General features: G+C 39.7%; 12 protein-coding genes. 7 read left to right on the top strand and 5 right to left on the bottom strand.

Annotated features, from left to right (window positions below; all coding sequences use genetic code 11):
* Nucleotides 1-476: 476 nt before the first annotated feature.
* Complete coding sequence (ptsP, locus tag AWW73_RS10305; RefSeq protein WP_031947261.1) at nt 477-2,771, bottom strand: phosphoenolpyruvate--protein phosphotransferase; 2,295 nt, start codon at nt 2,769-2,771, stop codon at nt 477-479.
* An 85-nt stretch (nt 2,772-2,856) separates the two neighbouring features.
* The gene (locus AWW73_RS10300) at nt 2,857-3,342 is read right to left on the bottom strand and encodes an RNA pyrophosphohydrolase (protein WP_000567255.1); all 486 of its coding nucleotides are present in this window, start codon (nt 3,340-3,342) and stop codon (nt 2,857-2,859) included.
* Between the two features lie 182 nt (nt 3,343-3,524).
* On the opposite strand from AWW73_RS10300, the gene AWW73_RS10295 reads away from it, so the two are divergent.
* From AWW73_RS10295 to AWW73_RS10285, 3 genes are all read left to right on the top strand, one after another.
* Nucleotides 3,525-4,175, top strand: a complete 651-nt coding sequence (locus AWW73_RS10295) for an HAD family hydrolase (RefSeq protein WP_062849582.1) — start codon at nt 3,525-3,527, stop codon at nt 4,173-4,175.
* A 194-nt stretch (nt 4,176-4,369) separates the two neighbouring features.
* Complete coding sequence (locus tag AWW73_RS10290; RefSeq protein WP_062849581.1) at nt 4,370-5,809, top strand: DUF2252 domain-containing protein; 1,440 nt, start codon at nt 4,370-4,372, stop codon at nt 5,807-5,809.
* A 54-nt stretch (nt 5,810-5,863) separates the two neighbouring features.
* Complete coding sequence (locus AWW73_RS10285; protein ID WP_031947264.1) at nt 5,864-6,610, top strand: sporulation protein; 747 nt, start codon at nt 5,864-5,866, stop codon at nt 6,608-6,610.
* A 16-nt stretch (nt 6,611-6,626) separates the two neighbouring features.
* Here the strand turns inward: AWW73_RS10285 and AWW73_RS10280 are convergent, their stop codons facing one another.
* The gene (locus AWW73_RS10280) at nt 6,627-7,490 is read right to left on the bottom strand and encodes a LysR family transcriptional regulator (protein ID WP_005066023.1); all 864 of its coding nucleotides are present in this window, start codon (nt 7,488-7,490) and stop codon (nt 6,627-6,629) included.
* Nucleotides 7,491-7,605: 115 nt separating this feature from the next.
* Nucleotides 7,606-7,860: a DUF2061 domain-containing protein gene (locus tag AWW73_RS10275; protein ID WP_025470541.1), complete on the bottom strand. Its 255-nt coding sequence runs from the start codon at nt 7,858-7,860 to the stop codon at nt 7,606-7,608.
* Between the two features lie 237 nt (nt 7,861-8,097).
* On the opposite strand from AWW73_RS10275, the gene leuC reads away from it, so the two are divergent.
* The 4 genes from leuC (at nt 8,098) to leuB (ending at nt 11,996) form a co-directional block, all read left to right on the top strand.
* Entirely contained in the window at nt 8,098-9,516 is a 1,419-nt protein-coding gene (gene leuC, locus AWW73_RS10270) for a 3-isopropylmalate dehydratase large subunit (RefSeq protein ID WP_031947265.1), read from the top strand.
* Between the two features lie 18 nt (nt 9,517-9,534).
* Complete coding sequence (gene leuD, locus AWW73_RS10265; protein ID WP_062849580.1) at nt 9,535-10,182, top strand: 3-isopropylmalate dehydratase small subunit; 648 nt, start codon at nt 9,535-9,537, stop codon at nt 10,180-10,182.
* 112 nt (nt 10,183-10,294) lie between these two features.
* The gene (locus AWW73_RS10260) at nt 10,295-10,885 is read left to right on the top strand and encodes a hypothetical protein (protein ID WP_016144240.1); all 591 of its coding nucleotides are present in this window, start codon (nt 10,295-10,297) and stop codon (nt 10,883-10,885) included.
* Nucleotides 10,886-10,916: 31 nt separating this feature from the next.
* A complete protein-coding gene (gene leuB / locus AWW73_RS10255) occupies nt 10,917-11,996 on the top strand; it encodes a 3-isopropylmalate dehydrogenase (RefSeq protein ID WP_002114882.1) in 1,080 nt (359 codons plus the stop codon).
* Between the two features lie 52 nt (nt 11,997-12,048).
* Here the strand turns inward: leuB and AWW73_RS10250 are convergent, their stop codons facing one another.
* A complete protein-coding gene (locus AWW73_RS10250; protein ID WP_031947266.1) occupies nt 12,049-12,456 on the bottom strand; it encodes a hypothetical protein in 408 nt (135 codons plus the stop codon).
* Nucleotides 12,457-12,470: the final 14 nt, after the last annotated feature.

Genomic DNA, 12,470 nt, shown 5'->3' with positions numbered 1-12,470 from the left:
AGGGCTCATTTTCCTGGACTTCTGGTTTAAAAACTCATGTTTATTAAATAAAGAAATGAGTGAACAAATGGTGATAGAAACCGTTTAAAAGTCTTTTCACTGAAATGCCAGCCCATTATTTTTATTTAATAATGCATCAGATTCCTTTAGTTGTTATTCCTCCAATTTACTGTATGAAGGTTAAAAAACAAGAGGAAAAATAAGATGAAACTTGTAAATAACGATGCATAGAATTACCTCTTCAATTGTTGGAACAACGTAAGATCTTTAATAACGCTCTTTAAATATACTAGAAGTAGGTATCTTATTTTTCAAATGGATTAAATTGTAAATATTGATTTAAAAAACCGATTGAAGGTTTGTTTGAAAGATTGAGATGGAAGCAATAGTGAAAAGAAATTTTTTATATTTAGTTGTAGTAGAAAATATTTCAAAATAAATAAAGGAGAGCATTGCTCTCCTTTATTTTTTATATATTAAACATTTACGATTCGATTTGATTTAACCATATCGGCTAGACCATGAGTTTTAAAATAGTACTCAAGCCAGCTTTTCACAATGAGTGGATTATTCATTTTCATGACATCATCCAGTAATTTTTGTGCATCTGTCATAGGGACATGACAAATTGCTTTTCGTACTCGCAAAATGTTACTCGAACTCATTGAAAGGGTATTAAAGCCCATCGCCATGAGCAAAATTGCCGATAATGGGTCACCCGCCATTTCACCACAAATACTGATTGGTTTTTTGTATTCATGACATTCTTTAACTAAACGAGCTAGCGCACGTAAAATGGATGGGTGGAAGTGTGAATAAACGTTGGCCACATGTGGATTATTACGGTCAACTGCAAGTAAATATTGAGTTAAGTCATTTGAACCGACCGAGAAGAAATCGACGAGTTCAGCAAACTCATCAATTTGTAGCAATACGCTCGGCACCTCAACCATAATCCCAATTTTTGGCTTGGTAATTTTAACTTGCTCTTCTTCTTGCACGGCAATCCAGTCACGTTCAAGTAAGTAAAGTACCTCTTCGACTTCACTGACTGTCGTCACCATTGGCAATAAAATATGCAGATTATTTAAACCAATGCTGGCTTTGAGCATAGCGCGAATTTGTGAAGAAAAAATCTCAGGATGATCAAGCGTGAAACGAATACCACGCCAGCCTAATGCCGAGTTTTCTTCTTCGATACTGAAATACGGTAAGTCTTTATCGGCACCAATATCGAGAGTTCGCATTACCACAGGTTTGTTGGCGAAGTGGCTCAACTGTTGACGGTAGATTGCACGTTGTTCTTCTTCACCCGGGAAACGTTCCCGTAGCATGAATGGAATTTCACTTCGGTATAGACCCACACCTTGCGCGCCGCGTTGTACACCACGGACAACATCAATCATGAGGCCTGTATTTACATAAAGTTGAACGGATACACCATCTGGAGTAATCGCTTCTTTGGTCTCGTATTGTTTGAGATCTTTTGCGATTTGCTCATCTTCTTTTTGAATTTCTTTATAACGTTGGCGTAAACGACGTGGTGGATTGACAAAAACACGGCCCTGATAGGCATCCACAATCATTTCTGCATCATCAAGTGTGTTCACTGGCAGTTCGGTTACACCAACTACGGTTGGAATACCTAATGCACGAGCCACAATCACCATATGTGAGTTGGCTGCACCTTCTGATGTCACAATTGCAGCAATGTTGTCTACAGGCAGCTCTACGAGTGCCGCGGTACTAATTTCTTCACCAATTAAAATACTGTCTGGGCTTAGATCACGATGGCTAGAGTCTTCTTCTTGCAAAGAGGCTAAAATACGTCGCCCTAAATCTTTAAGATCAGACACTCGCTCACGTAGATAGTCATCTTCCATTTGTGCAAATAAGGCAGTGTGCTTTTCAATGACTCGGCGTACTGCACCTTGCGCCCAATGCCCATCACGGATGAGTTCTTTAATTTCCGCTGGTAACGCATTTTCATCTAGCATTCTTAAGAAAACACTAAACAAAGCGCGTTCTTCGGCCATTAATGAATCATGCATTTTTTCATCTAAAGAACGAATCTCTGAACGAACTGATGAAATGGCTTGATCTAAAATTCGGAGTTCATCGCTAATATCTTCTGCTTCACGATCAGGTACAGAACCTAAATCTGCTGGCGGATATAAAATAATAGCGCGGCCTAAAGCTACACCACCTGCACCTGACGCGCCTTGAAAGGTTTTGTAGGCAGGGCCATTACTTGGTTTGCGAAATACGTCAATATTTCCAACTGCGTGAGCATGAGCAATAACGCCAGAAAGCTGAGCACACAGTGTAACTAAAAAGGACTCGGCAGCTTCGCTAAAATCTTGAGGCAGTTTGTTTTGGACAACCAAAACGCCCATAACCTTACGACGATACATGACGGGTACGCCAAGGAACGAGTTATAAATTTCTTCGCCCGTTTCGGGTAAATATAAGAAACGCTCATGTTTTGGCGCATTGTCCAGGTTAACAATTTCTTCACGCTGCCCGACCAGACCGACCAAGCCTTCACCGAATTGCAAAGAAACATGGCCTACAGATTCTGGATTTAAGCCTTTAGAGGCCATCAATACATAGCGCTGATTACGTTCATCGAGTAAATAAATAGAGCAAACATCCACTTTCATGGCCTCAGCAACCTGATTGACCATGATGTCTAATGATTCATGCAAACTGACGGACGCATTAACCTCTTGGACAATGCGCCGTAGAGTGTCGAGTTGCATGTTTGACATGGATGTATACTCCAGTATTTTTTTAGACTATGAATGTATTTATAACAGCACTTTTAATAAAAATCATTTGCTAGATAAATGATTCTTAGGGTAATTGTTGCATCGGCAACTGTGTACACAACTCCACCATGGCTTTACGATAAACATCACGCTTGAAGTTCACCACTTGGCCAAGAGGATACCAATAGCTAACCCACTGCCATTCATCGAATTCGGGCGGGTCGGAGAGGTTTAACTGAATATTTTTTGCAGGCGCAGTTAACTTCAGTAAAAACCATTTTTGTTTCTGTCCGATACATACGGGGTCAGAGTCTGACCGAATGTACCGATGTGGCAAACGATAACGCAGCCATCCTTTGGTTTGCGCAATAATCTGGACATGTTCGGGCAATAAGCCGATTTCTTCTCTCAGTTCTCGAAAAAGTGCCTGTTCAGGGGTTTCTCCAAACTGGATGCCTCCTTGTGGAAATTGCCAAGCATTGTGACCAATGCGCTTTGCCCATAAAACCTGTCCATCATCGTTTGCCAAAATGATCCCGACATTCGGTCGGAAACCTTCTGAATCGATCATTTGGCTACCTAAATATTGTCTATATCGTTGACTTTAATCGCGGGGACAAACACTTTTTTATGTCCAGCTCGAAAAGATCAAAGTAAAATGTTTAAATTGCTACGATCTTAACGAATTTCTATCGACTAGCGGAGATAGATTTACATTTTTTTTCTTAAATTTCAGTTTAAACGAGAATTTTCATGAAACTGGCGTTGTTTGATTTAGACCATACCTTGTTAAATACCGATTCAGACCATTCTTGGGGTGAATTTTTAGTCAATGAAGGTTTGGTTGATCCGGTTCATCATCGTCAGATGAATGATAAATTTTATGAAGATTACAAAGCAGGGCAACTTGACCCATATGCTTATAATGAATTTGTTTTCGGATTTTTAACGCAGCATGACAATAACTACTTAACTGAGCTCCACCAATTGTTTATGCAAAAAGTGATTCGTCCGCAAATGCGTCCAAAAGGTTTTGATGCAATCAAAAAGCACCAAGATTTAGGACATATGATTGTCGGAATTACTGCAACAAGTGATTTTATTACGGCGCCGATTTTTCGTGAATTTGGAATTACTGAAATTTTGGCAACTAATGCTGAAGTGGCTGACGGAAAATATACGGGTAAAGTTGCTGGTTTAGCGTGTTATCAAAAAGGCAAACTTGCACGTCTAGATGCATGGTTGGAAGGCCGTAACTTGTCTGAGTCTTGGGCTTATTCTGACTCAATTAATGACCGTTTCTTACTGGAATACGCAACGCATGCGATTGCGGTAAATCCTGATGACCGTCTTGAAAAACTGGCTCAAGAACATAATTGGGATATTCAGGACTGGTCGATTTAAGACTTTTGAGTTGGAAGAGTGGCCCTGAAAAGCGTTAATGTCTTCCAACTCTTAATAAATTCTATTTAAAATCATTTTTAATATTTCTTATAAATCTTGGTTCAAAACAGATAGTGATATGTCTAACAAAGAATAAATTTTATCTTGGTAAAGATTTAAGAATATAAAAAATTTGATTTAAAAATGAGGGAATAATGTCAAAAACAGCACAAATTAAATTACCAAAACAACTTTGGAATGATGAAAGTATTGATTTAACACGTCATAGCTATCAGGGGAAATTACTTAATAAAAGCGAAGGCTTTAAGCTGGGTAAGGCTCAACGCAAAAAAGTACCACGTGAACAGCTATCAAAGCTTTCTGAACGACCAAAAGGTACAACTGCCTTAACGATCTATGATTGGAGTAACCAAGGACGTTTAGAAAAACTTAAGCCGATTCGCGCAAAACGGATGAGTGTTTCTCCATTTACATTTTATCGGGGTATGCCTTCTTTGATGCTATTTGATCAAGCGTGGGAGCGGGTAAATTCTGGTTTATTTCAACAGATTTGTGGCGATTGTCATTTAAGTAATTTTGGCGGTTTTGCAAGTCCTGAACGTAACCTGTTATTTGGAATTAATGATTTTGATGAATCCTTAGTTGCCCCGTTTGAATGGGATTTAAAGCGTTTGGCGACCAGTTTTGTAATAGCGGCGCGTGATATTGATCTTGCTAATAAAGTAGGTTTAAAAGCAATTAAAATCATGCTGAATAGTTATCGTCAGCATTTATTAGAAAATACGGAACTTTCACCACTCCAAGTTTGGTATGAAAAAGTTGATGCCAGTACTTTATTGGAAAATACTGAATGCCGAAAACTAAGAAAGAAACGCGAGAAGCATCTTGATTCAGCGCAGAAAAGAACTGCGTACTCTGTTTTGCCTAAGCTAACACAGCAAGATCAAAATACAGGATTTCGTCATTTTGTGGATGATGCGCCGTTATTATGGCATCCGAGTGCAGATGAGCCGTTTAGTCAAGATATTGATGTATTCTTTCAACAATACCGTGATTCTTTGAAATATGATCGCCAAGTGCTTTTTGATCGTTATCAACGTACAGATGTGGCTTTGAAAGTGGTGGGTGTGGGAAGTGTGGGTACGCGTTCAGCGATTGCATTATTTCAAGATGCAGATCGGGAACCTTTAATTTTACAAATGAAGGAAGCGAATCCGTCGATTCTTAGTCCGTTATTTGTAGAAAAAGTAAAACATGAAGGTGAACGTGTAGTACATGGTCAGCAGCTCATGCAGGCTGCAAGTGATATATTTCTTGGATTCTCTTCAATATCCAATCAACATTTTCATGTACGTCAGTTACGTGATATGAAAATCTCGGTTGATCTGAGTGATATGGATGATGACTATTTCTATGAGTATGCTGAAAGTTGTGGTTTAGCCTTGACTCATGCACATGCTAAATCTGGAAATGCGGATGTACTTATGGGATATCTTGGCGAGGGGAGTACGATTGTGGAAGTATTACAAACATATGCAGAGGAATATGCACAGCGCAATCTAAATGACTATCAGCAATTTATGAATGAGGTTGCAGATGGTAAAATCCAGCTCGCTGGAGATGAGGCGCTTTAATAATAAGTATGCTGCTACAGATGACATGAAATAATTCGAAAGGTTAGAGAAAAAATGTTTAATAAAATTATGTCTGGTTTGGGCCTACAAGGTGTGACTGTAGAAACTGTTTTGCAGAATCCAAGCTTGCAGGCAGGTACCACATTGCATGGTGAAATTAGCTTTAAAGGGGGATCATCTGATAAAGAGATTAATGGTCTTTATTTGCAATTGGTGACAATGGCAGAAGTTGAATCTGGTGATCATGAGTTTAATCAGCCTTTAGTTTTGCAAGAGTGGTTAGTAAATTCTCGATTCCTATTACCAGCACATCAAGCGCATTCTTTCCCTTTTAGTATTCAACTACCATTTGAAACACCGATTACAGAAGTTGCTTGTCGCCGAAATGGTGCACGTGTTTGGATTCAAACCCATATGGATGTTGATTGGGGATTAGATGCAACTGATCGTGATTATCTAAAGGTTCTGCCAACTCCAGCTATGGAAATGTTTCTACAGGCTATGCAGCGATGTGGCTTTAGTTTATCAACTGTCGATGTAGAAAAAGGTCAACTTACCGCGCGAAATTTTAGATCAACCATTGGTTGCTACCAAGAGCTTGAATTTGTCTCTTCGCACATGTTTAGTGGATTTAATGAGGTGGAAGTTTCTTTCGTTGCCGAGCCTAATCAAACTCACGTGATGCTTGAAGTAGATCGTCACTTTCGATCAGATCAACTATTAACGATGACCATTTCTCATCATATGCTTGATGTAAATCAAATGGTGCAACAAATCAGAAGCCTCTTAAAGCTTGGATAAATTAAATTAGAGGCTTTTATGCATCCTGCATCATTTTAATCAACTCCTGCATGGCTCTAGATTGAGTACGTGCAGGGTGCCACACCATGCCTAATTGACGATTCATCTCAACATTTAAATCAAGCTGCTGCATATCCTGATTCAGCAGAGTTTTGGGTAAAACTGACCAACCTAGACCAATCGACACTAACATACGAATAGACTCAAGAGGGTTATTGCTCATGGTGATTTTCGGTTTGAGTCCTTGTTTTTCAAACTCAGCCAAAGTGATTTGAGCAGTATAAGTTTGTGCAGCGGGTAATAAGCTTGGATATTCAATTAAATCTTGTAGGGTGAGATTCTTCTTTTGAGCCAGTGGATGAAAAGGGGCAGCAACAAAAACTAAAGGATCATTCCAAATTGTAATGTAGTTAAGACGCTCATCTCCTGAAGGAGGAAGTGTTAAGAACGCTAGCTCTAAATCTCCAGCCAATACCTGTTCATGGGCTTGCTCTGAATCAACAAAATGTACATCTAAAGTGACTTGAGGAAATTGCTGAACAAAATGCTTAAGCGGTGCAGGTAAATGATGCAAACCAATATGGTGACTTGTACCGACTTTTAAGCGGCCTTGTACCTGAGTTTGTTCATGGCTAAGTGTATGGTGGATATCACCCAACTCATTTAACCAGTTTTTAACTTTAGGTAATAACGAATGTGCAGCATGAGTTGCCTGAACACCTCGGCCTGCGGATTCAAATAGCTTTACGCCAAAATATTCTTCTAAGCTGTGGATTCGTTTGGTTACAGCAGGCTGAGTAATAAATAACTGATCTGCTGCCACAGAGATAGACCCTGTTTCCATAACTTTTACAAAAGCTTCAAAGGCTGCAAGATTCATAATACAACTCAACTTGGAATAGAAAAATCAAGAGGCTAAAGTTGCCAAGCCAAAATCGTATCATGCTTGCAGCGGAACGAGTGAGAAAGTTATGAATTACCGCACTAATCTTAACCTAAGCCGTTGTTTCTTTTTCGGCTAAGGCTGCTACGCGGCGATCTTTAGCTGCCCATACTTTTTCATGGAAGAAAAAAGCGAAAGCTTGTACGGTTGGTTCAAGCATACTTAATGTTAAAGCCATCCAGATGTTACCTGTTACAAAGTATGCGACTAGCATCGCTACACTAATATGCATAATGTAATAACTTAAGGTTTTTTTTAAAGTACGTTGATTGTTTACAACGAATTTTTGAATATTAGCCATGATCATTCTCTTTAGCCACTTTGGATATTTTTAGTATAGGCATTAGAGTATAAGATTAAAAATTGATTATGCAAATGATAATCATTAACAAAAACGATTTGTTAAATTTGGGGTTGTTTTTAGAAATTAAAATTGATTCCAAAAAGTTTTCTAATTTATAAAAATGATAAATTAGATTTATGTAAAACTCTGGCTATAATCGAAGAAAGATTAGAATTACCCAGTCCAATGGAGCAAGACGACATGGCAGGCAAAACTTTATATGACAAATTGTGGGATGACCACGTTGTTTCACAGCGTGATGATGGCTCATGTTTACTTTATATTGACCGTCATTTATTGCATGAAGTGACTAGCCCACAAGCATTTGAAGGTTTGCAACTTGCGGGTCGTCAACCATGGCGTTTAAGCGCAAACGTTGCGACACCGGACCACAACGTTCCAACATCTAAAAAAGAACGTGACCAAGGCATTGCTGGTATTGAAGATGATACATCTCGTATTCAAGTTCAAACCTTAGATGACAACTGTAAAGCTTTCAATATTGTTGAATTTAGCATTAATGATATCCGTCAGGGGATTGTGCATGTAGTTGGACCTGAACAGGGCTTAACTTTGCCGGGTATGACCGTGGTGTGTGGTGATTCACATACAGCGACTCACGGTGCTTTCGGTTGTTTGGCGCATGGTATTGGAACATCTGAAGTTGAACATGTGTTAGCAACACAATGTTTGATCCAGAAAAAATCTAAAAACATGTTAGTGCGTGTGGATGGCGTATTAGGTAAAGGTGTAACACCAAAAGATGTGGTGTTGGCAATTATCGGTAAAATCGGTACTGCTGGTGGTACAGGCTATGCAATCGAATTTGGTGGTCAAGTTTTCCGTGATATGTCGATTGAAGGACGTATGACGGTATGTAACATGGCGATTGAAGCAGGTGCTCGTGTCGGTATGGTTGCAGTTGATGACAAAACCATTGAGTACGTGAAAGGCCGTAGCTACGCACCAAAAGGCGAGCAATGGGATCAAGCAGTTGCTTACTGGAACACTTTGCATTCAGACGAAGATGCTGTCTTTGATGCTGTAGTTGAGTTAAATGGCGCAGAAATCGAACCACAAGTATCTTGGGGAACTTCACCTGAGATGGTGATTCCGGTCACTGAAGCTGTACCAACTTTAGAACAAGCGAAAGATGATGTTCAACGTAATGACTGGACACGTGCTTATCAATATATGGGTTTAAATGCAGGACAGGCATTAGCGGATATTCAGCTTGATCGTGTCTTTATTGGTTCTTGTACGAATTCTCGTATTGAAGACATCCGTGCTGCGGCTGAGGTGGTTAAGGGCCGTAAAGTGGCATCTACCATTAAACAAGCCATGATTGTTCCGGGTTCTGGCTTAGTTAAACAACAGGCTGAAAAAGAAGGCTTGGATAAAATCTTCTTGGAAGCTGGCTTTGAATGGCGTGAACCAGGTTGTTCAATGTGTTTAGCAATGAATGCAGATAAGTTACAACCAGGTGAACACTGTGCATCGACGTCTAATCGTAACTTTGAAGGCCGTCAAGGCAATGGTGGTCGTACTCACTTGGTGAGCCCGGCAATGGCGGCAGCGGCTGCAATTGCAGGTCACTTTGTTGATGTTCGTTCATTTTAATTCAGTCTGGAGCAAACCATGAAAGCTTATACAGTTGAACAAGGTATCGTTGCACCATTAGATCGTGCCAATGTCGATACAGATTTAATTATTCCAAAACAGTTTTTGAAATCAATCAAACGTACAGGTTTTGGCGACAACTTATTTGATGAGCTTCGTTATTTAGATGAAGGTTATCCGGGACAAGACAATTTAGTACGTCCCAAAAATCCGGATTTCGTTTTAAACCAGCCTCGTTATCAAGGAGCAACCGTTTTGATTGCTCGAACTAACTTTGGTTGTGGTTCAAGCCGTGAGCATGCGCCTTGGGCATTAAACGAATATGGTTTCCGTACTGTTATTGCCCCAAGCTTTGCTGATATTTTCTTTAATAACTGTTTCAAAAATGGCATGTTACCTGTCATTTTGCCAGAAGAAGTTGTTGATCAGTTATTTAAAGAATGTGCTGCCAATGAAGGGTATCAATTAACAATTGATTTAGCGGCTCAAGAAGTACGTACGCCAACAGGTGAAGCTTTTAAATTTGAAGTTGATCCATTTCGTAAGCATTGCTTGTTAAATGGTTTGGATGATATTGGTTTAACGCTTCAAAATGCGGATGCAATTCGCGCTTATGAAGAAAAAACTAAACAAGTTCGTCCTTGGGTATTCCAAGAGTTAAATTAACCTTTTGGTACATTTTAAACATAGCCATGGCGTAGCGTTCAAACTCTTGCTAACATGCTAAAGCATAAAAACACCTTAAAATTATGCACTAGATGAGGATTGGGCTTGAACAATGAAGAGGAACGTTACTCATAGCTTTTTGTTGAGCCTGTGCGCAATAACACTCAGTGCTTGTCAGAGCACTTACAATGTAGTGGATACTGTCCGTATTAAGCAGGCTGAACAAGATAGTTTGGGGCAGAATGCAGCGATATATTGTTCGGGTGCGAAAAGTTGTGAATTTGAACGACTAAATGACATTACTGTAGTGGATGCGCAAACACGTCGAATTAGTAATCAGGCAATTCATCAAGGAATTGTACGATTACAAGGTTCAGTGCTTAGCCAAAGCAACAGCTTGTATTTATCTGTACCTGCCAAACAATATGAAGTGGTAATCCGTTTCTATCCGATCTCTCCAGATCGGGCTGAAACAATCCATGTTATTCACCAGTTTAATGCCAACCATCGCTATACATTTAAAATGTACCGAGACAAAACTAACCGTTCGGGTAGTTTGCTGAATGTTTCTGTACCAGATCCATTATGCGTTGACTTAGAACAAGATGAGCGAGTTATTCGCCGCTTTTGTCGACCATTTGATGTGACAACAGGGCTAGGTGAATTTGTCGAACAGAAAAAACTAACGCCACGGCAGTTATAACGCTGCTTGTCTTTGGAAAATGGAAAAATTTATGTCTAAACAGATTTTAATTTTGGCTGGTGATGGTATTGGTCCTGAAATTGTTGGGGCGGCAGAAAAAGTATTAAATACAGTAAATGAAAAATTTAATTTATCGTTAACTTGGGAACATGGCTTATTAGGCGGTGCGGCAATTGATGCACATGGTGAACCGTATCCTGCTGTAACAAGTGAACAAGCAAAAAAAGCTGATGCAATTTTGTTGGGTGCGGTAGGCGGACCGAAATGGGACACCATTGAGCGCTCTATTCGTCCTGAACGTGGTCTTTTAAAAATTCGTAGTGAGCTAAACTTGTTCGCTAATTTGCGTCCAGCGATTTTATATCCTCAATTAGCAGATGCTTCTAGCTTAAAGCCTGAAATTGTTGCTGGCTTAGATATTCTTATTGTTCGTGAACTTACCGGCGGTATTTATTTTGGTCAGCCACGTGGTATTCGTGAACTCGAAAACGGTGAGAAACAGGGTTATAACACTGACGTTTATTCTGAAAGCGAAATTAAGCGCATTGCAAAAGTAGCTTTTGAACTTGCCGGCTTGCGTGGTGGTAAAGTTTGTTCAGTTGATAAAGCGAACGTTTTGGAAGTAACAGAACTTTGGAAGCAAACAGTCACTGATTTACAGCAAGCGAATTATTCAAATATTCAGCTTTCACATATGTATGTCGATAATGCTGCAATGCAACTTGTGCGTGCGCCTAAACAGTTTGACGTGATCGTAACGGGTAACTTGTTTGGCGATATCTTATCTGATGAAGCAGCAATGCTTACAGGCTCAATCGGCATGTTGCCATCTGCATCGTTAGATGAAAATGGCAAGGGTATGTATGAGCCTTGCCATGGTTCTGCACCGGATATCGCGGGTCAGAATGTGGCGAACCCATTGGCAACAATTCTTTCAGTTGCAATGATGCTTCGCTATACATTCCGTGAAGAAGCTGCTGCAAAAGCAATTGAAGATGCAGTAGGTCAAGTACTTGATCAAGGCTTACGTACAGCGGATATTATGTCTGAAGGCATGACAAAAGTGGGTACAGCTGAGATGGGTGAGGCAGTTGTCGCTGCTCTTGCTTAAAAGCTTCTTATAAAAAACGCAGCTCAACGCTGCGTTTTTTTGTGCCTATGTTTTAGCAGGCTTTACCTTCATATTGAATAGACTCGGCAATATCATTCTTAAGCTGGAAAATCACTTTGCAGTTGAAATTTAGATCATAAGAGTTACTGCTTAAATTCCCCGATTGTATGGGAACAGAACCACCTCTCATATCAACATTACTCACCATCGGAATTGGAATGCTTAACGGACGTAAAATCGTATAGATGAGTTGATTGGATGTTTTTTGTGGAGTGTTGGCGACTTGAAAGCCAAGACTCCGTAGATTGATATCTTGTTGAATGGTCGCCGTTGATTTACCTAGAAAACCTTTTAAATATTCTTGTAAATCTATAGATTGGCGTGGATGGCTAGCACAACCGTTAAGATAAATAATCATAAAAGACAATAAGCCAATTTGGCATCGGGTATATATGTTCATTTTTCTCTCTATAT

This window comes from Acinetobacter lactucae (genome assembly GCF_001605885.1).
Taxonomy (GTDB): domain Bacteria; phylum Pseudomonadota; class Gammaproteobacteria; order Pseudomonadales; family Moraxellaceae; genus Acinetobacter; species Acinetobacter lactucae.
This window is presented reverse-complemented; position numbering and strand designations above follow the sequence as displayed.